20 protein-coding genes are annotated in these 26,433 nt (G+C 45.3%); 14 read left to right on the top strand and 6 right to left on the bottom strand.

Annotated features, from left to right (window positions below):
- Window positions 1–46 precede the first annotated feature (46 nt).
- The gene (locus ACYVE4_RS33870; protein WP_461044855.1) at window positions 47–508 is read left to right on the top strand and encodes an Lrp/AsnC family transcriptional regulator; all 462 of its coding nucleotides are present in this window, start codon (window positions 47–49) and stop codon (window positions 506–508) included.
- Window positions 509–571: 63 nt separating this feature from the next.
- On the opposite strand, the gene ACYVE4_RS33865 is transcribed toward ACYVE4_RS33870, so the two are convergent.
- On the bottom strand, window positions 572–3,784 hold the full coding sequence (locus ACYVE4_RS33865; RefSeq protein WP_461044854.1) for a ligand-binding sensor domain-containing protein: 3,213 nt from the start codon (window positions 3,782–3,784) through the stop codon (window positions 572–574).
- Window positions 3,785–3,982: 198 nt separating this feature from the next.
- On the opposite strand from ACYVE4_RS33865, the gene ACYVE4_RS33860 reads away from it, so the two are divergent.
- Entirely contained in the window at window positions 3,983–5,602 is a 1,620-nt protein-coding gene (locus ACYVE4_RS33860; RefSeq protein WP_461044853.1) for a hypothetical protein, read from the top strand.
- A gap of 418 nt (window positions 5,603–6,020) precedes the next feature.
- Here the strand turns inward: ACYVE4_RS33860 and ACYVE4_RS33855 are convergent, their stop codons facing one another.
- The gene (locus ACYVE4_RS33855) at window positions 6,021–6,887 is read right to left on the bottom strand and encodes a porin family protein (protein ID WP_461044852.1); all 867 of its coding nucleotides are present in this window, start codon (window positions 6,885–6,887) and stop codon (window positions 6,021–6,023) included.
- Window positions 6,888–7,330: 443 nt separating this feature from the next.
- On the opposite strand from ACYVE4_RS33855, the gene ACYVE4_RS33850 reads away from it, so the two are divergent.
- From ACYVE4_RS33850 to ACYVE4_RS33840, 3 genes are all read left to right on the top strand, one after another.
- Entirely contained in the window at window positions 7,331–10,528 is a 3,198-nt protein-coding gene (locus tag ACYVE4_RS33850; RefSeq protein ID WP_461044851.1) for a TonB-dependent receptor, read from the top strand.
- A gap of 229 nt (window positions 10,529–10,757) precedes the next feature.
- Entirely contained in the window at window positions 10,758–12,074 is a 1,317-nt protein-coding gene (locus tag ACYVE4_RS33845) for a glycoside hydrolase family 2 TIM barrel-domain containing protein (RefSeq protein ID WP_461044850.1), read from the top strand.
- A gap of 87 nt (window positions 12,075–12,161) precedes the next feature.
- A complete protein-coding gene (locus tag ACYVE4_RS33840; RefSeq protein ID WP_461044849.1) occupies window positions 12,162–13,013 on the top strand; it encodes an FkbM family methyltransferase in 852 nt (283 codons plus the stop codon).
- Between the two features lie 154 nt (window positions 13,014–13,167).
- Here ACYVE4_RS33840 and ACYVE4_RS33835 read toward each other — a convergent pair whose 3' ends face one another.
- Complete coding sequence (locus ACYVE4_RS33835; protein ID WP_461044848.1) at window positions 13,168–14,616, bottom strand: tetratricopeptide repeat protein; 1,449 nt, start codon at window positions 14,614–14,616, stop codon at window positions 13,168–13,170.
- A 356-nt stretch (window positions 14,617–14,972) separates the two neighbouring features.
- Here ACYVE4_RS33835 and ACYVE4_RS33830 point away from each other — a divergent pair, with 356 nt between their 5' ends.
- On the top strand, window positions 14,973–15,716 hold the full coding sequence (locus ACYVE4_RS33830) for a copper homeostasis protein CutC (protein ID WP_461044847.1): 744 nt from the start codon (window positions 14,973–14,975) through the stop codon (window positions 15,714–15,716).
- A gap of 4 nt (window positions 15,717–15,720) precedes the next feature.
- On the opposite strand, the gene purU is transcribed toward ACYVE4_RS33830, so the two are convergent.
- Window positions 15,721–16,584 (bottom strand): formyltetrahydrofolate deformylase, encoded by an 864-nt coding sequence (purU, locus tag ACYVE4_RS33825; RefSeq protein WP_461044846.1) that lies wholly within the window; start codon window positions 16,582–16,584, stop codon window positions 15,721–15,723.
- An 80-nt stretch (window positions 16,585–16,664) separates the two neighbouring features.
- Here purU and ACYVE4_RS33820 point away from each other — a divergent pair, with 80 nt between their 5' ends.
- The 5 genes from ACYVE4_RS33820 (at window position 16,665) to mog (ending at window position 20,811) form a co-directional block, all read left to right on the top strand.
- The gene (locus ACYVE4_RS33820; protein WP_461044845.1) at window positions 16,665–17,660 is read left to right on the top strand and encodes an isoaspartyl peptidase/L-asparaginase family protein; all 996 of its coding nucleotides are present in this window, start codon (window positions 16,665–16,667) and stop codon (window positions 17,658–17,660) included.
- Between the two features lie 90 nt (window positions 17,661–17,750).
- Window positions 17,751–19,571, top strand: a complete 1,821-nt coding sequence (locus ACYVE4_RS33815) for a glycosyltransferase (RefSeq protein WP_461044844.1) — start codon at window positions 17,751–17,753, stop codon at window positions 19,569–19,571.
- Between the two features lie 2 nt (window positions 19,572–19,573).
- Window positions 19,574–20,065, top strand: coding sequence for a DUF6932 family protein (locus ACYVE4_RS33810; protein ID WP_461044843.1), 492 nt, complete (start codon window positions 19,574–19,576; stop codon window positions 20,063–20,065).
- A 7-nt stretch (window positions 20,066–20,072) separates the two neighbouring features.
- A complete protein-coding gene (locus ACYVE4_RS33805) occupies window positions 20,073–20,270 on the top strand; it encodes a hypothetical protein (protein ID WP_461044842.1) in 198 nt (65 codons plus the stop codon).
- A gap of 16 nt (window positions 20,271–20,286) precedes the next feature.
- Window positions 20,287–20,811, top strand: coding sequence for a molybdopterin adenylyltransferase (gene mog, locus ACYVE4_RS33800; protein WP_461044841.1), 525 nt, complete (start codon window positions 20,287–20,289; stop codon window positions 20,809–20,811).
- A gap of 8 nt (window positions 20,812–20,819) precedes the next feature.
- Here the strand turns inward: mog and ACYVE4_RS33795 are convergent, their stop codons facing one another.
- On the bottom strand, window positions 20,820–22,016 hold the full coding sequence (locus tag ACYVE4_RS33795) for an anhydro-N-acetylmuramic acid kinase (protein WP_461044840.1): 1,197 nt from the start codon (window positions 22,014–22,016) through the stop codon (window positions 20,820–20,822).
- Between the two features lie 54 nt (window positions 22,017–22,070).
- Between ACYVE4_RS33795 and ACYVE4_RS33790 the strand changes: the two genes are divergently transcribed.
- From ACYVE4_RS33790 to ACYVE4_RS33780, 3 genes are all read left to right on the top strand, one after another.
- Complete coding sequence (locus ACYVE4_RS33790; RefSeq protein ID WP_461044839.1) at window positions 22,071–22,961, top strand: fructosamine kinase family protein; 891 nt, start codon at window positions 22,071–22,073, stop codon at window positions 22,959–22,961.
- 84 nt (window positions 22,962–23,045) lie between these two features.
- Complete coding sequence (locus tag ACYVE4_RS33785) at window positions 23,046–24,473, top strand: DEAD/DEAH box helicase (RefSeq protein WP_461044838.1); 1,428 nt, start codon at window positions 23,046–23,048, stop codon at window positions 24,471–24,473.
- Between the two features lie 76 nt (window positions 24,474–24,549).
- Entirely contained in the window at window positions 24,550–25,344 is a 795-nt protein-coding gene (locus ACYVE4_RS33780) for a tetratricopeptide repeat protein (protein WP_461044837.1), read from the top strand.
- A 15-nt stretch (window positions 25,345–25,359) separates the two neighbouring features.
- Here the strand turns inward: ACYVE4_RS33780 and ACYVE4_RS33775 are convergent, their stop codons facing one another.
- Window positions 25,360–26,382, bottom strand: a complete 1,023-nt coding sequence (locus tag ACYVE4_RS33775; RefSeq protein ID WP_461044836.1) for a toxin-antitoxin system YwqK family antitoxin — start codon at window positions 26,380–26,382, stop codon at window positions 25,360–25,362.
- Window positions 26,383–26,433: the final 51 nt, after the last annotated feature.

The raw sequence follows: 26,433 nt of genomic DNA, 5'->3' as shown, positions 1-26,433 counted from the left end.
TATTCTACCAGAAGAGAGAACTCGATCAATAAAAGAAAAATAGTCTATGGAAAAACTGGATCAGACAGACCTACAGTTACTCAAACTGCTGGGAGAAAACTCGAACGTGACCATTAAAGAATTAGCGGATAAGGTAAGCCTATCGCACACGCCTGTTTTTGAACGGGTAAAACGATTGGAGTCGAGCGGGTACATCAAAAAATATATTGCCTTGATCGATGCTGAAAAGCTCAATTATGGATTGATTGTGTTTTGTAATATCAAGCTCAAGCAGCACGATAAAAACATTGGACATGAGTTTGTAACCGATATTCTTCGGTTAGAAGAAGTCGTTGAATGCTATAATATCTCCGGGGATTTCGACTTTCTTCTGAAAGTATATGCGAAAGACATGAAACACTATCAGGATTTTGTATTCAATAAACTTGGTTCAGTAACGAGCATTGGCAGCACACATAGCACATTCGTTATGTGCGAGAACAAAAACACCTATAACGTTAACTTTTAACTGATTACGTTTCGGATAACCACGTTCAAAACCTGGGCACAGTAGCTATTTGTTAATCAGAGTTTACGCGGTCATAAACGGTAGCTCAATGATTATTTGGGTACCAAGCGCCTGATGATCATCATCTTCCTTATCAATCACGACAACTCGGGTTTGTTTCCCATTCCGCTGGCCAATCAACTGAAGTCGTTCAGCGGTTACTTTCAGCCCAACGCTTTTGTGCGACGTTGGGGTTTTACTCTTCAATTCAGCCGCTTTCTGACGGCCAATTCCATCATCCTCAACAATACATTCCAGATAATCGTCCGTCGGTTTTATGCGTACCCAAATCATACCTTGCTCTTTTTTGTGCGCTATACCGTGAAGGATCGCATTTTCAATATAGGGCTGGATAATCATCGGTGGAATCAGCAAGGTATCCGATTTGAGATCGGGGCTGGTTTCGATGAGAAAGTTGAATTTTTGATCAAAGCGGAGTTGCTCCAGTTCCAAATACAATTGAAGCTGCTCCAGTTCGCTGGCTAGGGTTACCCATTCCTGCCGCGAATTATCCAGAATCAATCGCATGAGTCGGGAAAATTTAACCAGATATTTGTCGGCATTATCACTGTCGTTCTGTAGAACAAAGAGCCGAATGGCGTTCAACGAATTGTAGAGAAAATGCGGGTTCATCTGCGAACGAAGTGCCTTCATTTCCATCGCGGCCAGACGCTCCCGAAACTCACTTTGCTCAGCCTGTTGAAGTATCAGCTTTTTCTCCCGGCTTCGAGCCGCCAGAACAATCAGGCCGAGTACGACACCAATCAGAGTAATCTGAAACCAGCCCGTTTGCCAGAAAGGAGGGCGAATGTAAACAGGTAATGTCTGGGAAGAACTCCAGTTTCCCTGTTGAGTGCGTGCTCTCACCTCAAAGGTATAATGCCCGCCTTTTACGCCCGTATACGTTGCAAACGTTCGATTTCCGCTGAATACCCACTCCGGATCATAGTTTGTCAATCGATACGAATACTCGATGGGTGTACCACCAGGAGCCGCAAGCGACGAAAACGAAAACGTAAAAAAGTTCTCTTTATAGGTAAGCTCAATAGGTGGCGTGTTGGCATAAAGCGGTCGGGATTTTTCGAATACAGCCAGATTACTGATAACGGGTTTAGGAGCCGGTTGGGATCGGCTAATTCTATCCATATCCACTCGTATCAGATTACTTGCATTGGCTATCAGCAAGTCGCCATTTTTGAGTCGGTACTGCGCATCTGAAAAGAAATTATTTTCCCGCTGCCCGTAGCCAACCCGAGGAATTATTACCCGCTCATTTACCGGATCAAAGATCGTGTGCCCTTCGTAGGAACCTACCCATAGTTTTCCCTGACGGTCAACGAGCAACCGCTTGCATACATCCATCAACAACCCATCACTTTCCATCCAGGATTTAAATTGATTCTTTCGCGGATCATAGCGGATCAGTCCCCCTCCTTCTGAGGCTATCCAAATATTGTCTTTCGGGTCTATCCAGAGATCATTAATTGGTTGTTGCAATACGCGGGGCGACTGATTTGAATTCGGGACGTGAACGGTAAACGTTTGTCTGGCAACATCATATTGATACAGTCGGCCCAAATACGTACCAAACCAAACATTCCCCTGCTTATCCTCTGCGACTGAAGTCGCATTTGTTATATCTACGGAGCCCGATAAGCGATCCAGATTATGCCGTTTATATGCTTTCGTTTGAGGATTATACTGAATCAGCCATCTGGACGCAGCATTGAACCAGATTGTTTTGTGGCTATCCTGAAAAACCCATCCGACGTAGGATTCCTGGAGTTTTTCGGATGCGGGTATCCCCGTAAATGGTCTGTATTGGCGCGTAACAGGATTAAAAATCTGAATACCTTTCCCCGTACAGATCCATAGCTCTCCCTCGATGAAGCGTAAAAAATAAACTCCATTTACCGAAAGAGGCTGCTTTGCATGACCCGCTACGGGATAGGCCGTATAGGTATGCTTTATCAGGTCGTAGGCAATCAATGCTTCCCAATGAGAGGCAATCCAGATCTTCCCGGCATCATCTTCAGCTAAAGCCGATATTGTCGATGTAGAGGCCAACTGGAGAAAAGCATCAGCAGGATTAAAAATAGTAGAATAAGCATCGGTCGGTTTATAAATGGATAGTCCATATAGCCCGCCAATGAAGATAGCGCCATCGCGGGTCAGGAGAGCATCCCAGAAAAAATTGGAATTAATACTGTTCTGATCGGCATCATCATGCCTGAGCTGTATCCAGGTATTAGTCGCTGTATTTCGATGTAGAATTTGATTGTTCCAGCTACTCAGCCAGATATTATTCTCCTTATCGACAAAAATTGACGAAAGAGAAGGCATTGCAACCAGTTTACTGTTCCGCAGCGACGGGCTTATATTGGTTGCCTGATTCGTCTTTTGATTGTAAGTAATGAATTGATGCTGTTGATCATCGACAAATAATAATTGTCCGAGTCGATCGAAAGCGAGTGGATAAATTCGGTGGTCGGTAAAAGCAGCGATCTGTTGGGGATTATGTCGGTAATTGTAAAAGATCTTCTTGTTAAGATCGAAACAGTTCAATCCCTTACTTGACCCCATCCATAGCCGAGGTTGAGTGGGGTCCTCAACCAGCGAATTGCGATTGATTAGATTTGAGCTAAGGCTCGCCGGGTTGGCAGGATCATGTTGGTACGCTTTGAAGCGATTCTGATCAGGAAGAAACTCAAATAATCCTCCCAGCGATGTAGCCCAGATTGTTCCAGTCCGATCACAGAGAATATTATTTACAACGTTATTACTGAAGGCTTCCGGCGAATTTGCTTCCAGTAAATAGTTGACAAACGTGTTTTGCTCTTTTACATAACGACTAACCCCATTCACCGTAGCGACCCAAATAGTTCCGGATTTGTCTTCGCATATATCCAGAATTGTATTATGCGCAATTGTATTTGGCTGCGTTCGGTTATGCTTAAACGGAATAAAATGAGTACCGTCGAAACGGTTCAGCCCATTAAAAGTACCTACCCAGATGAAGCCTTGCCGATCCTGATGCAGGCAATTGATCAGATTATACGATAAGCCATTTTTAGTTGTCAGCTGACTAAAGAAAAAATTCGAAGTTTCGGAAACGGCCGGAGGATGGCCACTAGACTGCGACCATCCTAACCAGGGAAAACTGATCAGGACTAACCAAATTCGCCAAATTCGCTTATATAAGAATATGTCAAGTACAGGCAAGGAGGAATTCGACATGACTTTTCAATCGAACAGCAAAATAAACGTTTTATAGTCGACCTAGTCTTAAAGAAACTCCTGGTAAGGATTTACGCTAATAAGATACCATTTGCCGTATTTGAATACAAAAAGGAGCCGAAAAATAAAATTCAGTTAACTCTTCTGTGAGTTAATTGTCTTCCTAATAGGAATCAGGCTTTAAGACAACGACTCAACATGAAGAACCTCCGTTATCTCCTCTATAGCATCCTGATTTGTGTAATCGCCTTTGAGGCTTGCCGCAATCCACTCGAAGATGTTACGCTTGCGTTGAAAGACCCTTTACAGGATGGGGTAATTGAAATTCGGCTTTACGATCCGGCACAAAATCCGCTCCCGCAGCAAAATCAGGTAACCATCGCGGGGCCAAACGCCGATCAGATCGTTACGACGCTTAACACCAGAAGCTTTAAAGTCAACAGCGACGGCCATCTGTTGATCGCTCCTTCTCCTTCCGCGAAAGTATCCGATAAAAACCCCCTTCGCTATACCGTTGTTGTGGAATCGCCGGATTATCTGACGGTTATTCTGCCAATTACTCAGACCAGTCTGGAGCAACAGGTTCGTACGGTTCGTCGGATTAATTTGACCAAACCACCGAGCACTGTAGCCGCTAATCGGGCGAATGGACGCGCTGGTACGGATGGAATCGTAGCGAATGCCTTTGGTGTCACAACAACCCAATCAACCAATGATGCTGATCGGTCTTTAGTAACGGTGCCAGCGGGTACTAAAGTGGTAGATCGAAATGGGCAACCTGTCAGTAATGAACTGACTCTGGCCGTCATTCATACCAACGCCCGAACCAGTGATGCCACCCGCTACATTCCCGGCGAAGGAGCCATGTCGAACGTAGCTGGACGGAACGGCGGTGCTTCGCTGGGAACGCTCCGGGTATTATCGCTGGCAGGCTCTCTAGCGATTCAACTCTATACTAATCAGTACGCGTTGGCAAACTCCTTTTCGCAGCCAATTCCCTGGACGATGGATCTCAATCCGGCCTTGTCTAATTTCAGCAAAGGCCGGGCTGTTCAGGAAGGAGACTCCATTCCTCTTTTCAGTTATGACGAGTTTGCCGATCGATGGCAGGCAGAAACACCAGGTGTAGTCGTTCGTAATGCACAAACCAATCGATTAGAATGTCGAGCGAATGCACGCCTGGCGGCTACCTATGTTGCGGGCTGGGCGGAATCAATTTGTGATATTGGTCCCGTGTTCAAAGTGAACAGCCAGTTGGCTAGCGTCGATGTAAACTACCTGTGTAAATTAATTAATGTATCGACCAATCAACAGATATCTTCCTTCTATGCGAATATTAATAATGGCTCTATTATTACAATTCGAAATCAGCCTAAAAACCTGCGACTGAAGTTACAGGTATTCGATGAAACCGATACGGGCGTGAAAGGTCCAAGAGGGTTGATTTCCGAATCAACACCGGGGCAAACGTGCGATCCTAACCCCATCGTTATCAATCTGACGGCACTGGAAGTACCACCCGATATGACATTGGCTATCGAATATGCCTGTCCGAACGGGACAACCTTAAACGAAGCGTTGATACCAGCCCTGGTAAAAATTCAATACAGTGAAGTTGGGAAGGGACAATGGAAGGACCTGGCAACAGTTACGCGCAAGCAACGTACCACAACTTCCTATAAATTACAGGTAGGGCAATCATACGATTTTCGGGCGAGTATCGATGGAGGAGCGAGCTGGCTATTGCGTCAGGATAATTACCGGGTCGATAAATCGGACTGGACGCTCACCATTCGTGCCGATATTTTTTGCCGGTAAAAGCTCAAACGAAAAGCCCCTTCTGTTAGATGGGGCTTTTCTATTCATCGAATCGTACGGTGGTCTATGGGCTCGGATTTCAAACGCCCGTTTGAGACGGATCGTGGTAAGGAAAGTAACAGGTAGCCTTGACATGACTCCCTGGATACACGAGGTCTGGCAACAAGAAACGTCGACCCTAAAAGGACCGACGTTTCGGGTTCTATCCACACCATTGATAGCCAGATAGACTATCAATTCGGCCACAAGATACTTATGTAAATAGACGGTTACAAGCTTTAATGAGGTAGCGGTTCGTCTGCTTATATTAACGGTTGCCTTAATTACTGTTACATAACGAGTTAGTTGTAAATAGATAAACTCATAAAATAAAGAAGCCCGGATCAGTCCGGGCTTCTTTGTAAGGTTTGATTATTGATTAGCGACCTCCCAGTGGGATCAGATACCCAACAGATACCATGGCATTCTGTGGTTTCGTTGTAGAGCCGTCCTCCTGATTGACCATCAGATAATTGTATCGGCCTTCCAGCAATACTGATCCTGGACCGGCTTTCAGCGCAACGCCTAGACCGCCCGTTGCCCCGTAAGAGAATCGGCCTTCCTGGCCCATATCAACACTTTGCGAATCGCTTTGGCCACCTTCCTTCACAGAGATTGTTCCACTTAGCGCATAGCTACCGATTGGACCGGCGTTGACAAAGAAGCGAAGATTAGGCTGACCAAACGAAACCTTTAACAGTACAGGCACTTCCACTACATTGTATTTAAGCTGCAAATAATCAGAGCCATACGCGAACTTAACACCATATTGCGAGTAAAGAACTTCGGGCTGAACCGAAAAAGTAGGGCCACCGATGTTGAAGATGACTCCACCATGAAAGCCGGTTACCCGGGCCAGTTGAAGGCCAATGCCTAATGAGGAAGGATCAACTCCACCAATCGTGCTCGAATTCCCCCCTACCCGAAAACCAACCCGAAAGTTACTTTCCTTAACAGCTTTGGGAGACGCAGGTTTCGTCGTATTAGTAGTAGCCACTGGTGCTACTTCAACTGGAGCAGACTGTACTACAGCTACAGGTGCTGCGGGTGCCTCAGCAACGGGCTGACTTGGAGCCACTTTAACGGGTGCTGCTACCTCTTTCGTAGATGCTGTCGTAACGGGTTTAACAGCTGTCTGTGCAGGTCGGCTAACGGACGAAGCTGGTTTTCGGACAGCAGTTTTGGTCTGGGCGAATAGACTAAATGGCATAACAGCCAGGGCAATAATACATACAGAGTATTTCATGGTTCATCGTTTTTTGTTGTTTATGGGACCAAAAATAGAGGAGCGCATGAGCATGGCCAGTACCGAATTGCCTGAACTGCCATTTTGATGGAATCAACTGAAAGAAATGACTTTTGGAGTGTTTAAAAACGTCTATAAACCGGATCAGCTGGCAACAAAAAATGCCGACCCCAATTAGAATCGGCATTTCCAAAGTATCGTGTAACTTGAATTTGACTCAAATGTCTTTGAGCAAATTCAAAAGCAAGATTGTCATAAAATCGTACAACTAGTAAACATATTAATTAGGCGGTAGGGCTGTACGTAAATCGCTTATTTACTGAGCATTAATTGAGAAGACGATTCGCAGGAAATATAAAGATGATGATTTGATAATATTAAAATAACATAAAAAATAAGTAGTTCCACTCTCTTTGCAGCCGTAAATTTTACACCCATGCTGCATGAAAAATCATCTATTTATTAGCTTCATCCTTCTTCTTTTTGCTGGTTTCATTGTAAACTCCGCCGAAGCGCAAACAACTCAGGCATCCATTTCGGGGATCATTTCAGACAACAGGAAATCACCACTGCCGGGCGCTACGGTTCAGGTTCGTAACGAATCGACGGGTTTTACGACGGGAACGGTGACCAATGCTCAGGGCGACTATCTTTTCAAAGAATTGCCACTGGGTGGGCCATACACCATCCGGGTTACGTTTGTTGGCTTCGGCGATCAACAACGAACCGGCTACACCCTGAATCAGGGCGATGCCATCCGGCTAAACCTGAGCATGGAGGATAGTGGTCAATCGCTCGAAGTGGTGCAGGTGGTGGCATCCGGCTTGAAAAATAAAACAGAGTATCTCGGAGCCGCCACAACAATATCAGCCAAGTCAATCGCGGCACTTCCAGTCAATGGTCGAAATTTTACGTCCTTAACGGATCTATCTCCATTAAGCCGGGGTACCAATTTATCAGGACAACTTGGTTCATCAACGAATTTTACGATCGACGGTACAACGGCTAAGAACCCAACCTCAGCTGGCCCCACAACAAGCCGGAGCGGAGCGCCTTACTCGATTTCCATCGAAGCTGTTCGTGAATTTAAAGTGGTTACCAACCAGTACGATGTTATTTATGGTCGGAGCGGTGGGGGTACGATTAGTGCGGTAACGAAAGCCGGGACCAACAAATTATCGGGTAGCGTTTTCAACTACACCCGCGCCAATTGGTTATCGAGCCGATACGACATTCGGGGTAACGAACGGAATGTGCCCTTTTCGACCAATCAGTTTGGCTTTTCGCTGGGCGGTCCGATCATCAAAGACAAACTGCACTTCTTTGTCGTCTGGGATCACCAGCAGGATTCGCGTCCGTTGATTATTGCCGACGTTCAGACTCCTGCCGACGAAAGCCGTTTTCTGGTTACCCGAGCTACTCTTGACCGATTTGTGAGCATTGCCCGCGCACAATATGGTACGGCCAATACACCCCAGTACGGTACATTCGATAAAGTCCGGGGTTCTGATGCAGCCTTTGCCCGTCTCGACTGGCAGTTAAATGAGAAAAACCTGCTCACGATTCGCAATAACTACACCAACGACCGCAATAAACTTGGGCTGGCCGACAACACAGCGATCAATATCTACGAATCGTACGGTAACGATTTCAACGTAGACAATAGCCTGCTGGCCACATTGCGCACATCGCTCAATTCTCAGATTACCAACGAATTAAAAGTCCAGCACTTATATACTTATCAAAAAAGCGCCCCCGGCGATCAGCTACCGGCCGCCAATATTCCCCGTAACATCGTAGAAAACGTAGCGTCAACCATCGACGGAAACAGCCGGGCAACAAACATTCAGATGGGAGGCCACCGCTTTGCACAGGAAGGATTCACGAACAATGTGATTCAACTGGTTGACAATCTGTATTATAACACCAACAAAGCCCAGTATACATTTGGCGTCGATCTGATGTACACCCATGCTAAATCGTTGTATGGCAGTGAAGTCAACGGACGTTTCCATTACACAGTAGATGGCAGTCTGTCGGCTCTGGATAAGTTTGAGCGGCTGCAACCTTACCGCTATTTCCGGGAAGTACCTCTGGTAGCAGATCCAACGGTTGTCGGCAATACGCTTAACGTCGGTTTATATGGCCAGATGAGTACGAAGCTAGCTCCGGGCATAGATATGACCGCCGGTTTGCGATTCGACTATGCCGTATACCCAAGAGCGGCTTTCAACCAAGTGGTTTTTGATGACCTGAAATTACGGACTGACAACCAGCTTAAATCATTTGTAGCCCAGCCCCGATTGCAGTTAACGTGGGATGTAAACGAGGAGCATAAAGATTTCATCCGTTTTGGTGCGGGCATTTTTGCTTCTGACATCAACAACTACGTCATTATCAACAATCTTACCTTCGATGGAAAGCATTACGGCACCGTCGACGTACGGGCTCCGAACATACCGACACCGGATTTCGCTGCCTATCGGGCCAATTACAACAGCATTCCATCATTGGCAGCGTTCCAATTACCTACGATCAACATGACAGGCGCTGATGCGCGGACACCGGTACTCTACAAAGCGAACTTGTCGTATACCCGATACCTTACTGACAAATTTAAAGTTAGCCTGACTGGATATGCATCACTAGCTCGCCATAACTACACCTATGTTGATCGGAATATTGTGGCAGAGCCATTTTTCCGGTTAGCCAACGAAGCCAACCGGGGCGTTTATGTACCCCTAAATTCAATGCCTGCTAATGGCGCGGGCGATTGGCAGCAAGGACGTATCAGCCAACGATTGGGCCGGGTATTGGAACTAGGCAGTCAGGGAAAAGTCAATCAGTTTGCGGTTGTGCTTGATGGAACTTACCAGTATTTCCGGGATGGCGAAATCTCGGCCAGCTACACCTGGAACGATACCAAAGACAATACGTCGTTCAATGGTAACGTAGCCAATACAGCCACGCTGGTCCAATTAGTGAAAGACGATCCACGCGACCTGAGCCGGATGACGTATTCTGATAATCAGTTCCGGAATAAATTGGTCGTTTACGGTACGCTGCCTTCGTTCTACGGTATTTCAGTTGGGTTCCGCTATTCGGGTATTGGCGGTACGCGGTATTCGCTGTTGTCGGGTGCTAATAACAATGGCGACTTTGTGACAACTAATGATCTGGCTTTTGTTTTCGACCGGAATAGTGGCGAGACAGCCGCAAATGTACGGACTGGTTTACAGACCTTGCTGGATAGTCCAACAGCCAGTCAGAGCCTTAAGGGTTATATCAATGCTTCTTCAAGTAAGATTGCCGAACGAAATGGTGGTATCAACGGATTCTATGGTGTTTTTGATCTCCGGGCCAGCAAGCGGTTTTCGCTGTTTAAGAAAAGACAGTTCCTCGACATATCGGTGGATGCATTCAACGTGGCAAACATGCTAAATCGAAACAAAGGAACCAATCTGTCGCTGGGCAACCAGGCATTGTATGCACTAGGTATTCCAGCCTCTGGAGGCAACGCGGCCATTCCTGCTTTCAGTCAAACCACTCAGCAGTTTACTTACCGTGTAAATGCAACAGGTGCTGTTACGCCATCAGGCGATCCCTTCCAAATTCAATTAGGCGCTCGTTATAGTTTCTAGAAACGCTTCAGCAAGCTCAATCGCCTTTATTTATGACGGAGAATCATAAATAAAGGCGATTGTTTTTTGTAAGGGTATATTGTTTCGCTACCTAAAACGGCATCTGAGAAATGCCGAAAATACCATTTAATATATTTATTCTAAATAAAGGACGGGTTAAACGCGTACAACAGTGACTAATAGTTAATCGATTAGTCAACATTGAGAAGATACAACCCATATAGTCTCAATGCGATTTTGTTCCGTTTTGGTGTTTTTAGTCGTTAGCCTGTTCAATACAAGTTGTACTGAAACAACCAAATCTAATGCTTCATCTTCCACAGAACCCAAACCAACTTCCATTCATTTTGACGGGAAATCTCACCAGTTGCTGCGGTATGGGAAACCGTATTTTATCAAGGGAGCAGGGGGTGTAAGTCATCTAACACAATTAAAAGACTGCGGAGGTAATTCCGTTCGCATCTGGGACGACCTCGACGCCAGTGCTATTCTGGATGAAGCGCAAAAGTTAGGGCTAACTGTATTTTTTGGCCTCTGGGTAGAGCGCGAGCTGGAAGGTTTCGATTATAACAACAAAACCGAAGTCGACAAACAATACGAGCGCATCCGTAAAATCGTAACCAAGTACCGTAATCATCCGGCCTTGTTGATGTGGTGTGTGGGCAATGAATGGGCCATGGAAGCGAGTAATTTCCAGGTATATGATGAAGTGAATCGACTTGCCGAGCTGGTACATGAGCTAGACCCTGATCATCCGGTTGCCACTGTGATTTCGCCCGATAGCGAGCGGGCAATATGGCTTGTTCAGGAACGTTGCCCAGCTCTGGATGTGTTGGGGCTAAACTCGTATGGATTGACAGAAAAACTACCCCAATTCCTAAAAAAAGGCGGTTGGGATAAACCCTATCTAATTTCAGAATATGGTGTGCAAGCGTATTGGGAAACGCCAGTAGCCCCCTGGAAAACACCGCTCGAACCGACCAGCCAAGAGAAGTATAAGTATGTAACAAATTTCTATAATCGTTATATCGGTTCTCGTCCTCCGAATTGCCTGGGTGCCTATCTGTTTTATTGGGGTTTTAAGCAGGAAGAAACGCATACGTGGTTTAATGTATTTGACGAAGAAGGCCGTGAAACGCTGCTCGTTGAGGTCATGAAATTGCTCTGGTCCGGGAAAGAATCGCCCAACAAAGCACCGGATATTCAAGGTATAGAAATAGATGGAAAACTATCTACGCATCAGTCGTATGCGTCGGGTGAAGTGCTTCATCAGGCCCGTATGATTAGTAGCGACCCGGAGAAAGATTCACTAACCTATTTCTGGGAAATTAAACGCCGGGCCCAGTTTACGGCCGATTATTCGGGAGCATCCATGCCAGCGCTAAAAGGCCTGATCGAAAACCCGACGCAGCCCTCAATCTCATTTAAGCTGCCGACTAAGCCGGGCGCCTACCGATTATTTGCGTATGCGTATGATAATCATAAGCATGTTGCATCAGCAAATTTTGCTTTTGAAGTCAGAGCTAAAGAGTCAGTAACTCAATAATTTCAGATAGATATTTATTTGTTATCCAACTTTAAAACTATTGATTTTTTATTCATCAAATAAGTTTTAATTTTTTATCCGTATTGCATGCTTAATCTTGCTAGTCTCGTCAAAAAATTGGTCGGTATCCATCCGCAACAGGGCGTTAAGCCATTAACGAATCTGGTCCATGTAGGATCGCATTATCATGGTTATCATTTGCCAAAAAATTTTCTAACAAGCGATTCTATTTGCTATTGCGTTGGTGCTGGCGAAGATATTTCGTTCGATACAGAACTAAAAGTTCTATTCGATTCCAATGTATTCATATTCGATCCTATGCCCGAGGGAATTAAGCATTTTGAAAAGCTGAAAGAATACACGGCAAATCGGAAACCATTAACGATTGAACCCACCGTACCTTTTACGTATCGAATTAATCATGAACAGTTGGATACCATTACCTTTGTTGAGACGGGCGTATGGGACCATAAGGGGAAATTGAAGTTTTTTGCCCCAAATCGCGATGATTATGCGTCGCACTCTCTTTATTTATTCCAGGATTCCGGCGACTATATAGAAGCTCCGGTTGATCGATTAGGCAATCTGATGACTATGCTGGGCCATACGTCAGTCGACGTTGTAAAACTGGAGATCGAAGGCGCCGAATATAAAGTGATCGATACGATTCTCGAGGATAAATTAGACGTTAAAATAATTCTGGTTGAATTCGACGAAGTACATAATACCAATGGAAAGTTATTCCATCTTCGTATAAAAAATACCTGCAAAAAATTAAAAAAAGCAGGCTATGTATTGGTGCATTCAACACATAATATGAAGCGCACATTTATCCGCGAAGATGTGTATCAATCACTAAAAATGAAAGAGCATCAGGTTTCTATTCCAAAATCGGAAAAACATTACGGAATCTCACCCGCGTTGGTTAGAAATTCATAATACATTTTTGTCATTCTGACGGTAGGAAGAATCTTCAACTTCCCTATTAATTATCTTTAAAATTCTTCCTACCGTCAGAATAACAAAAAATACAAAAGAAAAAGCTTGCCAGAGAAAATTCTGGCAAGCTTTTTAACTATTCTCCCAACAACCCTTATTTTGCTCGTGCTGTCATCTGACGTTGTGTCGGCGTACGATTACATTTCGTGCTAATAATCTTGTAAGCCTGTGCATACCCCAATTCCCCCGCCCGACTCATATCAATACAGGCATTTGATTCGTCGCCAGCATCGTATCGGATAATACCCCGTAAATAGTATGCTTCGGCATGGCGCGGATTCAGCTTGAGTGTACTGTTGCAATCAATTTGCGCCCCTTTCTGATCACCAAGCGACGACCGGACAATGCCCCGGATAAAATACGTTTCGGCATTAGTTGGATTCAACTCAACGGCCCGATTCAGGTCCTGTAAGGCCAGCTTACCATCGCCGTTAGAATTTTTCAGAATGCCCCGAACCAAAAAGGCATCTGCACGGTCGTCCGACAATTCCGTTACTTTATAGCGATTCTGCACCACTGTCCCCAGCAAGGGCAAGGTACTGGTCGTAATAAACTCGCTGTAATAAGCTTTGCTCTGCGTAGTCGCATTGCCCATTTCAATGGCTTTGTCGATATCGGAAATGGCCTGTTTTGAGCTATTTATACGACTTTTGCAGAAGCCACGACTAAATAATGCCTTATAATGATCGGGACTTAGCTGAACGGTTTTGTCAAAATCCACTATCGCGTTTTCATACTCGCCCAACCGGGTCTTCACCAGACCTCGTCGATAATACAAATCGGCTTCGTCTTTACTTAACTCAATCGCACGGTTAAAATCGGCCGTGGCTCCTTTGTAATCTTCCAACTTAAAACGAGCGTATCCACGTCCGGCCAACGCCTGCGTTTTAGTAGGCGCTTTTTCAATCGCCAGCCCATAATCGGCCATCGCTCCTTTAAAATCATTTAATTGGGTTTTGCAGTTGCCACGGGCCGTTAGGATATTGACATCAGTTGGCGCCAACGACGCTGCTTTGTTGAAATCGGCCAGAGCGCTATTCGTATAATTGACCTGCAATCGACATAACCCTCGCTGGTAATACAATTGCGCATCATTTGGGCTCAGTTCAACGGCGCGATTAAAATCCTGCATAGCGCCCCGAAAATCTTCCTGTTTGGTCCGATTTAATCCTCGATACAGATACGAATTTACATCGCCAGGATTCAGTTCAAGGGCAATATCCAGATCCAGGTTAGATCCCTGAATGTCGTTTACATTGATCTTGGCTAACGCCCGATGGTAATAGCTGGGCGCATGCTCAGGATTCATAATGATTGCTGCTGAAAACGCCTGTAAGGCTCCGGGATAGTCTTTGGCGTTGCTTTTTTGAATTCCCTCATTATAATAATCCATTGCGGTGGGTTGAGCAGGCAACGTTGACGGATTCGGTACCGCCAGTTGCGAGGGGGCTGCCAACTGGGCGGGGGCAGTGAGTTGAGCATTAGCCAATTGAGTAATTGAACAAGAAACGAAGAGCAGTACAGTCTGGGAAAAATTTTTCATGCTAACTGGGTTAATAATGAACAGTGCTGAGGAAAGATTTTGGCAAAACTTAACCTTAAGTAAGTAGCGAAAACTATGCCATCCAGCGACTTTTTATCTGCTATATTTACTAATCCAGTTACCAAGTGTATAGCAAATCTTACTTTTGTATTACTAAGCTAGACGAAAGGAATATTAACTGCTTTTTTATTGATTAGAAGGTCGGCTTTTTAGGTAGCTAATAAGCTGATATCCAGTATATATACAGGTGAATTATACATCAAAAAATCTCCGCAAAATTCTCGCCAGACTGCTATTTTTCAGGGGCATTTTTCCTAATTTTCGGCTTTATTGTTTTATCGGTATCTGTTACTCTAATGTCAACTATTGAAGTTTGTGCCTACTCATTGGCATCCTGTTTGACGGCCCAGCAAGCTGGTGCGAATCGCATTGAATTATGTGCAGGAATGGCTGAAGGAGGGATTACCCCCAGCGCTGGTCTGATTCAATTAGCTCGTCAGCATGTACAGATTGATCTGTACGTCATGATCCGGCCAAGAGGGGGAGATTTTTTATACACCGAATCTGAATTAGCCGTTATGAGGGTCGATATTCAGATGGCTAAAACAGCCGGGGCCGCTGGTGTTGTGCTGGGTGTTCTACAAGCCGATGGCACCGTTGACGAAGTCCGAACAAAGGAATTGGTTGATTTAGCGAGTCCTTTGCCAGTGACTTTTCATCGCGCTTTTGATATGACTCGCGATCCCTTGGAAGCCCTCGAAGCAGTCATTCGTACCGGTGCTGTTCGGATTCTTACGTCTGGACAACGCCAGACAGTCACGGATGGATTACCGATACTTCGTCAACTGACCGAACAGGCTGCTGGTCGGATTGAAATTATGGCTGGTGCCGGGGTTAATGCACAGAATGCCCAATCGCTGTTGGATGCCGGAGTAAATGCGCTCCACCTCAGCGGTTCTCAGCGGGAAGATAGTTATATGGTTTATCGACAACCATCTGTTTCGATGGCATCGTCTACTCCAGGTGAATATGAGTATATCGAAGCGAATGAAGAAAAAATTCGAGCCGTAGTTAAACAAAGTTCATTGGCGCAGAAATAAGCTATTATAGCACAATCGCCCTATTGCCCGAAATAAAGACCCGATCGTTGAACACTAATTTTAGTGCCTGCGATAATACAATCTTCTCCACATCTTTCCCTTCTGTAGCCATATCGGCCGCCGTTTGCCGGTGATTGACTTCTTTCACATCCTGAGCAATGATGGGGCCTTCATCCAGATCATTATTGACAAAATGAGCTGTAGCGCCAATAATTTTTACTCCCCGTTCGTAAGCCTGTCGATAAGGATTGGCACCAATAAAGGCGGGTAAAAACGAATGGTGAATATTGATAATCCGATTCGGGAAATGGTTGACGAAATCGGGAGTTAGTACTCGCATATACTTAGCAAGCACCAGATATTCAGGCTCATAAATTGCTAATGTTCGCAAAATCGCCTGTTCATGTTCCTCCCGAGTTTTACCCTCGTGTGAGATATAGTGAAACGGAATCCCAAACTTACTGACCAACGGTTGTAGCACATTGTAATTACTCACAACTGCCAGAATATCAGCATCTAACTCGTCAAACGCGTATCGGATCAGTAATTCCCCCAGGCAATGATGTTCTTTCGTGACCAAGACCACAATTGATTTTTTGCGCTTCGGATTTAGTCGAAATGTAATGGCCTGCTGGTTCGACGAATCGGGTAACGTCGTCTTTAATTCGTGCAGTAAAGCGGTCGAATCGAACGCATTCTGTCCTGCTTCAAACTCAGTTCGCATGAAAAACTGCCCGGATGGACTCACATATTCATCGTTGTGGATAATGTTCAGATTGTGACGAAATAGTATACCTGTTACATGATAAATCAGGCCTTTACTGTCGGGCCCATCCATAAGTAAGACGTGTTTATCAGGAGACGCCATAGAGGGTTTTGAATAAATTGGTTAAAAGTAGCAAATGCCAACCGTTTATTCCTTTATTTTGGACTATAAGCCCCCTCTCTATGGTAAATCGACGACGTTTTCTAACCCTCAGCTCATTAGCTGGGCTAATTCCCTCCTTCGCATTCGAATCCAAAAAGTTTGCTATCCACACTGACGTATCTAGTGAATCGTTAGATGTCGTTCCTCCGAAAAGCAATTCGATGGTTATTTCGACCTGGAAACAACCCAAGGCAAACGCTGCGGCCCAAGCCGTGCTGGATAGAAACGGGCGGGCGCTGGATGCCGTTGAGGCTGGTGTCCGGGTGCCTGAAGCTGATCCTAACGACATGAGCGTTGGTTACGGTGGCCGACCTGATCGAGACGGACACGTTACGCTCGATGCCTGTATTATGGACGAAAAAGGAAATGCGGGTTCGGTTACGTTTCTGGAACATATCATGCACCCTATTTCTGTGGCAAGGGCTGTTATGGAAAAAACTCCTCACGTCATGCTCAGTGGTGAAGGTGCACTAAACTTTGCGTTGGCTCAGGGGTTTAAAAAACAGAATCTGCTTACACCAAAAGCAGAAAAAGAATGGCGGGAATGGGTAAAGACAGCCAAGTATAAGCCCATTGCCAACATCGAACGACACGATACAATTGGTATGCTTGCTATTGACAATCGCGGAAATATATCAGGCGCCTGCACCACCAGCGGCCTGGCCTACAAAATGAGCGGCCGTGTAGGCGATTCACCGATTATCGGCGCGGGTCTGTTTGTGGATAATGAAATTGGTGGAGGTTGCGCTACCGGCCTTGGTGAGTTAGTAATGCGGACCTGTGGTTCATTTTTATTGGTTGAACTTATGCGGCAAGGTCATACGCCACAACAAGCCTGTGAAGAAGCCGCTATGCGAATTATCAAGAAGCAGAATTACAAGGACATACAGGTTGGCTTTCTGGCAGTTAACAAAAAAGGGGAATTCGGCGCTTATAGTATACAACCTGGCTTTAACTACACCTTGTCACGTAATCAAAAAACGCAGGTAACGGATGCAAAATCCTATTTGAAATAAACAAGTTTTTCTTTTATTGTTTATAGTATTTAATTGCTGCCTTAAACGCGGCAATTACCCATACTAAACTTATTAAAATTCAGAAATACATTGGAATCGGTATTTTCAACAACGAAGCGGAAACTCCTACTCGAAATAGCCTGGGAGGTTTGTAATCAGGTAGGTGGAATTTATACGGTTATCCGGTCGAAAGTGCCAGCGATGGTCGAGAAATGGGATGACAATTACGTAGCGTTAGGTCCTTATTTCCCGCAACGATCAGCCGCCGAATTTGAACCGATTACCGAATCTGATGAAACTGAAATCGGGCAAACTGTCCGTAAAATGCGGGAATTAGGCTACCGTGTTGAATATGGATACTGGCTCGTAACGGGTCGCCCACGGGTCGTTCTTTTTGACCTGAATAGTATCAGTGGTGATCAACTGAATGAGATAAAAACGCAGCTTTGGCTAAAGCATCAGCTCTCAACGCTGAACGTTGAAGATCTGGTGAACCAGACAATTATCTTCGGCGAAATGGTACGTCAATTTATCACGCTATTAGCCGAAGGACATTCCAAACGCGTTGATTTTGTTGCTCATTTCCACGAATGGATGGCGAGTACTGGCCTTCCGGATTTGCGTCGTGACAATGTGAAAGTAGCCACTGTCTTTACGACACACGCTACGATGCTAGGCCGGTATCTGGCCCAAAACGAAGCTGGTTTTTACGGCAAACTTCCCTTCTTCGACTGGAAACGAGAAGCGCAACATTACGGAATTGAAACTCAGGCTACCATTGAGCGGCTGGCCGCGTTGCAATCGCACGTTTTTACGACGGTCAGCGATGTAACGGCTCGTGAGTGTGAAGTTTTCCTGGGCCGCAATCCTGATCTTGTTTTGCCCAATGGCTTGAACGTCACTCGATTTGCCGCCGTCCACGAGTTTCAGAATCTGCACGTTCGCTACAAACAAAAGATTCATGAGTTTGTGATGGGGCACTTTTTCCAGAGCTATTCCTTCGATCTGGAAAAAACCCTGTATTTCTTCACATCAGGTCGTTTTGAGTTCACCAATAAAGGCTACGATCTCACGCTTGAAGCATTAGCTCGATTGAATTACCGAATGCGTCAGGCCAATATGGACATGACAGTTGTGATGTTTATGGTAACCAAACAGCCTTATACATCCATCAATCCCGACGTACTTCATTCACGCGCACTACTCGACGAAATTCAGGAAACGTGCGAAAGCATTGAAAAACAGGTCGGAGAACGGCTATTCCATGCGGCAGCCTCCAATACACAAAGTACGGCTCTACCCGATTTAAATAATTTTGTGGACGAATACTGGCGCCTTCGCCTTCGACGTACTGTGCAGAGCTGGAAAACCAAGCATTTGCCGCCTTTCGTCACGCACAATTTGGTTCAGGAAGATGATATGACCCGCTTTATTCGGCAGGCTAATCTGGTCAACAATGAATATGACCGGGTTAAAATCGTTTATCACCCCGATTTTATTGCATCAACCAATCCACTCTTTGGTCTGGATTATAGCCAATTTGTTCGGGGCTGTCACCTCGGCGTTTTCCCAAGTTATTATGAACCTTGGGGCTACACACCGCTGGAGTGCGTTGTCCGGGGAATTCCAACGGTCACGAGCGATCAGTCAGGTTTCGGTGATTTCATCATGCAGATTATGCGTGATTACGAAAACCGGGGTATTTACGTCATCAATCGCCGAACGCAGTCGTTCAACGAAGCCGCCGATCAATTGGCTGACGTTCTCTACCGATTCGTCAAAATGGCCCAACGCGACCGTATCAAACAGCGTAACCTGGTTGAAAGTATCGCCGATGTATTCGACTGGAGCAGTTTACGATCTTACTACGACACTGCGCACGATTTAGCTTTAAAACGGAAGAAACCATAAGGATGTCTGTTTTATTTGATATCCGAGGTAACCTTCAGGCAAATTCGCTCGTAATATTATCGCAGTTAGAGATCGAACAGTTTTTTGTCAATTCTTTCGATTCGACCTCTACACGCCATGTGCTGTTCGAAGAATACAAACGGTATACAGTCGATTTACGTAGAATACTTGAACGTCCATTCTATCAATGGATAAATGGCAGTTTTACATCAAATACGCACAGCCCTAATGATATTGATCTGATAAGCTTTATTGATCATGAAACTTATCAGATCAAGGAGCAGGAAATAGATGAGCGATTTAGTAAATGGAGAGTGAAACAATACTATACTGGTTTAGATGCTTTTACGGTCTGGACTTACCCAAACGAGCATAATTACTCTACTTTATTTTTAGCTGATTTTGCTTATTGGCAAGATTGGTTTGGCCATACTCGCTATAATCGGAACCGAAAACGATTCGCTAAAGGTTTTATAAGCATAAATATCGACTAACGATGTGATGGACGAGAAATACATTCGTATTGCTGAATTATCAGAGCAAATTGAAAAAACCAATAGTATGATTGCTCTACATCAAAGTATGTCAGACAATCAATCAATGATTCGCCAATATGCTTGTAAGCGCGACGAACTTATTGCTGAATTGGAAACGGCTCTACAATCATTGCATCTTACAGTACGATTAGCTGCGGCCTAGCCGAGCAACTTCTTTTATGACCAAAATTGGTATTATTAACGTCTCAGACCGGGCAAGTGCAGGAGTTTACGAAGACATTCCGGGTAAGGCAGTTGTAAGTTTGCTTACCGAATGGCTGACCTCTCCCTGGGAGCCGGTTTATCGGATCATACCCGACGAGCAGGATCAACTCGAAGCAACGATGATCGAGTTGGCAGATGCAGAAGGTTGCTGTTTAGTTGTCACAACGGGCGGAACGGGGCCGGCACCACGCGATGTGACGCCCGAGGCTACTGAAGCGGTTTGCCAGAAAATGATGCCCGGTTTTGGTGAACTGATGCGGCAGGAAAGCCTGAAATACGTGCCAACAGCCATCTTATCCCGCCAAACGGCAGGTATTCGAAACCAGACGCTCATTCTGAATTTACCTGGTAAGCCTAAGGCAATTGGTCAATGCCTATCTGTCGTTTTTCCGGCTATTCCTTACTGTATCGATCTAATTGGCGGCCCGTTCTTGACAACGGATGAAGAAAAAATGAGCGTGTTTCGACCAAAAAGTTGATAGTAAAGCTATTCCGGAAAGCTTACTTTTCCCATCGTAACGCTCGGAACGCCTTGTCGATCGCCAAACGAGGTACGCCCACCAGCCAGGCTTTCATTGGCTAACACGGCAAACAGAACGGCTTCTTTTGCATCGCCATTAATTCCCAGATCGTCGGTTCGCCCGAAAGTAAAAGTTGGTAGCAGCTTTTGAAGTATAGCCGTTAGTACTGGATTGTGCATACCGCCACCACTCATATAAACGTGGTAAGTTTCACCCTGCTTCAGCACCCGCCGAATTGAATCAACAATCGTTTCGGCGCTGAATTGAACGAGCGTTGCCATCATATCGGCACCCGAAATATCGATTGTTTGGCTACGCGTTTGCGCTTCTTCTACATACGTTGGATTAAAAACCTCAGGCCCAGTCGTTTTAGGAAATGGAGCGTCGAAGAATGGATTCGTTTTTAGTGACTTCAGTAGATCTATATTTACTTGACCCTGAGCGGCTAAACGGCCATCCTCATCATAAGGCTTATTCAGGAACTTTCGAGCGTAGGCATCTAAAAGGGTATTGCCAGGTCCTGTATCCGTAGTAAACACAGCATCAGCATTGCCATCCGACGGTAGGTATGTAAAATTGGCAATACCGCCCATATTGAGTAAAATCCGGTTCTCGCCCGCTTGTGAGAAGATAAAATAATCCCCGTACACAGCCAAGGGCGCCCCTTCGCCACCGTGCGCAATGTGCTTCTGACGGAAATCGCTGAAGGTAATGATGCCTGTTACAGCCGCTATATGATCACCATCGCCAATCTGAAGCGTCGCATTAGGGAACTTATCCCGACGATGCTGACTTTTGGGCGCGTGATAAACCGTTTGGCCGTGACTGGCAACAATATCAACAGCCTGAGGATCGATGTTCCAATCGTATAGACAGTTGAGAATAAGCTGACCATGTAGTCGTCCGATGTATGGATTCAGTAGACAAAGCTGTTCAAAATCAATTAACTGTTTGGCAAATATCGTTCGAATATCGACCTTCAAGGCGTCATCATACGGAACGGTAGCAAATCGTTCCAGATTAACTTTGGTATCAGGACCGCTACCTGAGATTCGGCAAAGAGCTACATCAAGCCCATCGAGCGAAGTTCCTGACATAAGGCCGATGATTCGGCGTTCGGGTTTTTGCGCAATCGTATAGAGGTGCTGAATTTGTGAGTTCATGACGAGTTGAAGATTCGGCAAAATTATTAATTCCTAACGAACGACTGTTAATAAATGGATTTCTGGGGTAACGAGCAATTTACGTTCTTCGAAAGCATTCTATTTGCGGCATTAGGCCAGCCGGTCGATGTTATGGAAACCCAGTTTTTATCGGGAGGTAATATTAATACGGCTGCCCGTGTTTTTTCAACAGAGGGCGTTTTCTTCGTTAAATGGAACCAGCCAGATGGGCATTTAGAAATGGATATGTTCGAAACGGAAGCCAAAGGACTCGATCTGCTTCGTGAAACGAACACCTTCCAGGTACCCCAGGTCGTTAGTCACGGTCACCATCTCGATAAAGCCTATTTAATTCTGGAATACGTCGATTTTGGGAAACGACCAAAAAATTACTGGGAAACGCTCGGTCAGTCGCTGGCAGGGCTTCATCGAAATACCCAGCCAAAATTTGGGCTGACGTTTAATAACTACATTGGTTCCTTACCTCAGGCTAATCCACTGACCGACAATGGATATCAGTTCTTTTTTGAGCATCGGCTGTTGCCACAGGCCGGATTAGCTTTTTATAAAGAACTCATTTCCAGGCAAACCTACGACGCGCTTTTGAGGCTTCGCGATCATCTCCCAGGCCTAATTCCCAATGAACAGCCAGCGTTCCTCCATGGCGATTTATGGTCGGGCAACGTGTTGGTTAATGAAGATGGGTTTCCTGTACTGATCGATCCGGCCGTTTATTACGGATTTCGGGAAGCCGAACTCGCTTTTACGAAACTTTTTGCGGGCTTCGATGAGCGATTTTATGACGCATACGATGAAGCTTTCCCACTTGAGAGCGGTTTTAATGACCGCATAGGCATCTATAATTTGTATCCGCTACTTGTTCATGTGAATCTGTTTGGCTCGGGTTACGTTAGTGGCGTAGAACGAATATTGAAACAGTTTTAAAGTCGTCGGTCGATAGTTACGCGTAAGCCTATAAACTAGCTTTTACCATCATTATCGATTATTGACTGTCGACTATCGACTTCCATGGAAATCACTTCTTTTGAGCAGTTTGACTTAAATCGGCAATTGTTGAATGCTGTGGCCGATCTTGGCTATACTGAACCGACACCGATTCAGCAGAAAACAATCCCATTAAGTTTAGGCAATCATGATGTACTGGGTATTGCCCAAACCGGGACGGGAAAAACGGCGGCCTATCTGTTGCCACTGCTCATGAAAATTAAGTATCCGCAGGGTACGAATCCACGAGCCCTAATTCTGGCACCAACGCGTGAATTGGTTATCCAGATTAATCAGGCGGTTAGTGAGTTAGGGAAATATACAGGATTGCGCCATCTGGCTTTATATGGTGGATTAGGCCCTAAAACACAAATCGAAACGCTACAGAAAGGGGTCGATTTGCTGGTTGCCACGCCAGGGCGATTTATGGATCTCTATCGTCTGGGTGAGATTGTGACGAAAGATATTCGCACGATGGTTCTCGACGAAGCCGACAAAATGATGGATATGGGTTTTATGCCGCAGATTCGATCCATTCTGGAAGTTATTCCGACTAAGCGTCAGAATCTGTTGTTTTCGGCTACGTTTGGTGGGCGCGTCGAGCGTTTATCGAGTGAGTTTCTGGAAGCACCAGTCAAAGTGGAGGTAACCCCACAGGCATCTACGGCCGATATGGTGAATCAGGTGCTTTATGAAGTTCCCAACTTTCGTACGAAAATCAATTTACTGGATTACCTCATCAGCAAGGATACATTCCAACGAGTAATCATCTTCGCCCGGACAAAAGGCACCGCTGAGAACATTTATAAATTTCTGGCACGTAAAGTGATTGAGTCCGATCAGATTCGGGTTATTCACGCCAATAAAGGTCAGAACACGCGTATTAACGCAATGGATGCCTTTAAAGAAGGCTCTATTAAAGTACTCGTGGCAACCGACGTAGCCGCGCGGGGTATTGATGTAGCTAACGTAAGTCACGTAATTAATTTCGATCTGCCACTGATTTACGAAGATTATGTACATCGCATTGGACGTACGGGTCGGGCAAATCGGACGGGCGAAGCAATTACGTTTTTGACAATAGCAGAGGAATATCATGTTCAGAAGATTGAAAAAATCATTCGGATGACTATTCCCCGGCAACCATTGCCATCCTTGGTAGAAGTTGCTGAAACGCCTTTTGATGAGCAGCAGGCAATGCTTCGGGAGATCGATGAGCAGCGCAGAAAAGAAGATCCTACGTTTCTAGGCGCTTTTCATGAGAAAAAAGCGAAGAATTTGCCGAGTAGTAAATCTAAGTTAACAGGCAAAGCTCGTGCAGCTGGTGGCAAAAAGCCAACTACGGCCTCCAAAAATCAGAGTACCAGTGGAGTACAACGTAAAATCGGGAGCTCGGTTGGCAATAAAGCGGGAGCCACAAAGCGATCTGGATCGCGAAATGGGCGTCGTTAATTTGACCGAAATGTACTAACTTGGATTCCCCTTTCGTTGTATCGAAACATATACCTGCGTGTAGTACATGCTTTCTATGAGCGTTCGCATTAAGCTGATTCAATGGACTTTGTTTGGATTGCCTTTTTTAGCGGCAGCCCAGCCTAAACAGTTCATTACATCGGCCCGTTCGGGCGATACAGTTCGGCCAGCCAAGCCGGAGCACGATGCTTCGGAAACAATTGCGCATACCATCGAATCTGCTGCAACCACTACGGAAGGAGGATCAGTGAATACTATGCCTCTGTTTGGTGAACGCACTAAAACTGCCGAACAGATTAGTGAAGAAATCCATTTCCTGAACGAGTGCGATCGTAATTTTGCCAGCCGTACCGAAGCTAGTAATTTCTTTGCCGATCGGGGTTGGGATTACGTTGGCAAAGGCCAATTGGATACAGCGGCTCACCGCTTCAACTTATCCTGGTTATTGAACGATAAAAATGTAGATGCCTATTGGGGCTTGGGCGTCGTCTGTTATCAGAAGAATAGCTTTACGGACGCTATTCGGATGATGAAAAAAGGCGTTGCAGTAGATGATAAAAATACTGTTTTGCTAACCGACCTGGCAACCGTCGAGATTAAGCATTATCAGACCAAGCCAAATGAGGAGATAATTAACGATGCGGAAGGTCACCTGCAACAAGCGGTAACGATTAATCCCAATGCCTTATCATTCCAGAAACTTTCAGTTGTCTATTTTTTGAAAGCAAGCTATGCGAAAGCCTGGGAATATTTTCACCAGGCCTGGACACTCGATAGTTCAGCGCTCGATATAAGCTACCTGAACGAACTGCTCGCCAAACAACCCGATCCTAAAGGGGTATTTAAATAAAGTCGAAGCTATCGACTAGTTTTCCGTTTCGTCTTCCTGAATGACTTTTTCCTTCGCCCGCTCGTAGGTCACTTTACCTTTTTCGTCCCATTCTGTAAGGATATACGATTCAAATTCAGTGTCCCACTGATCGCTGGCGTATTGCGTAAGTTTTCGGCGCATCCGTCGGCCACCCGGATTGACGGGGTAATATTCGGTCCAGCGGCCCACTTTCACGCCGTTGTCGTATTTGCCTTCTTCGGCGAGTAAGCCATTTTCGTGAAAAGCCATGTACGTTCCTTTTACTTTACCATACTCTTTCGGAATTATTTCTTTAATCTTCCGATGAGTTGAATCATAATATACTAACTGCGATTCAGCTGGAACGCCCTGATGCCAACGGGTTTTATCGATGAGCATAAATTTGCTATCGTACTTTTCCCAGCGACCATCTTTCATACCTGCATAATAATACCCTTCTTCAACCAGATCGCCGTTCTGATAGCGTTTGTAAGGCCCATGAAGTAATAAACCTGCACCTTCATCCCGAACAATCGAACTCGTTACACGCGCTGATTTCTGATAATACCGGAAGATTTCCCGTACGTAAGGCAGCGGTTTAACAGCATCATTATCGCGCAAAATATGAAACTCTTCTACGATGGTTCGGTCGCCACTGCCGAATTTGGTATATGCCTTCACCATCGACAGACCTTCGTATTCCGTCTTTGACTGCTTATTTTTCGATTTCAGGTCAGCTTTCATCTTTTTTAATTGCTTAACCTTTAATCCTAAATCAGGTACAATACCTGATATATACGCATCTTTTTGTTCTTTCAACGACGACATAGTTGGCAAGCCGAGCGTTGTCAAGGAAGACGGTACTGAAGAAAAAGGAGCAAACGGCGAAGCAGGAGCGCCAGACGGAGCCAGTACTGGCTTTGACGCTGTTGTTAATGACGAAGGGCCTGACTCAGTTGTTTGCGCCCATACAGAAGAGCTAGTTGCTACCGATATGAGCAGACCGATCAGACTTAGTGTAAATCTATTCGCAACCATGGCGATGAAACGGATTGGAGCCTAAAGTTTGTTAGTTTTGCAACGATTGAT

Source organism: Spirosoma harenae, from assembly GCF_054776975.1.
Note: the sequence above shows the minus strand (reverse complement) of the source record. Positions and strands in the feature narration are given on the sequence as shown.

Coding starts and splice junctions, on each gene's coding strand:
- ACYVE4_RS33870 (WP_461044855.1), top strand. CDS start 47: ATGGAAAAACTGGATCAGACAGACCTACAGTTACTCAAACTGCTGGGA.
- ACYVE4_RS33865 (WP_461044854.1), bottom strand. CDS start 3,784: ATGTCGAATTCCTCCTTGCCTGTACTTGACATATTCTTATATAAGCGA.
- ACYVE4_RS33860 (WP_461044853.1), top strand. CDS start 3,983: ATGAAGAACCTCCGTTATCTCCTCTATAGCATCCTGATTTGTGTAATC.
- ACYVE4_RS33855 (WP_461044852.1), bottom strand. CDS start 6,887: ATGAAATACTCTGTATGTATTATTGCCCTGGCTGTTATGCCATTTAGT.
- ACYVE4_RS33850 (WP_461044851.1), top strand. CDS start 7,331: ATGAAAAATCATCTATTTATTAGCTTCATCCTTCTTCTTTTTGCTGGT.
- ACYVE4_RS33845 (WP_461044850.1), top strand. CDS start 10,758: ATGCGATTTTGTTCCGTTTTGGTGTTTTTAGTCGTTAGCCTGTTCAAT.
- ACYVE4_RS33840 (WP_461044849.1), top strand. CDS start 12,162: ATGCTTAATCTTGCTAGTCTCGTCAAAAAATTGGTCGGTATCCATCCG.
- ACYVE4_RS33835 (WP_461044848.1), bottom strand. CDS start 14,616: ATGAAAAATTTTTCCCAGACTGTACTGCTCTTCGTTTCTTGTTCAATT.
- ACYVE4_RS33830 (WP_461044847.1), top strand. CDS start 14,973: ATGTCAACTATTGAAGTTTGTGCCTACTCATTGGCATCCTGTTTGACG.
- purU (WP_461044846.1), bottom strand. CDS start 16,584: ATGGCGTCTCCTGATAAACACGTCTTACTTATGGATGGGCCCGACAGT.
- ACYVE4_RS33820 (WP_461044845.1), top strand. CDS start 16,665: ATGGTAAATCGACGACGTTTTCTAACCCTCAGCTCATTAGCTGGGCTA.
- ACYVE4_RS33810 (WP_461044843.1), top strand. CDS start 19,574: ATGTCTGTTTTATTTGATATCCGAGGTAACCTTCAGGCAAATTCGCTC.
- ACYVE4_RS33805 (WP_461044842.1), top strand. CDS start 20,073: ATGGACGAGAAATACATTCGTATTGCTGAATTATCAGAGCAAATTGAA.
- mog (WP_461044841.1), top strand. CDS start 20,287: ATGACCAAAATTGGTATTATTAACGTCTCAGACCGGGCAAGTGCAGGA.
- ACYVE4_RS33795 (WP_461044840.1), bottom strand. CDS start 22,016: ATGAACTCACAAATTCAGCACCTCTATACGATTGCGCAAAAACCCGAA.
- ACYVE4_RS33790 (WP_461044839.1), top strand. CDS start 22,071: ATGGATTTCTGGGGTAACGAGCAATTTACGTTCTTCGAAAGCATTCTA.
- ACYVE4_RS33785 (WP_461044838.1), top strand. CDS start 23,046: ATGGAAATCACTTCTTTTGAGCAGTTTGACTTAAATCGGCAATTGTTG.
- ACYVE4_RS33780 (WP_461044837.1), top strand. CDS start 24,550: ATGAGCGTTCGCATTAAGCTGATTCAATGGACTTTGTTTGGATTGCCT.
- ACYVE4_RS33775 (WP_461044836.1), bottom strand. CDS start 26,382: ATGGTTGCGAATAGATTTACACTAAGTCTGATCGGTCTGCTCATATCG.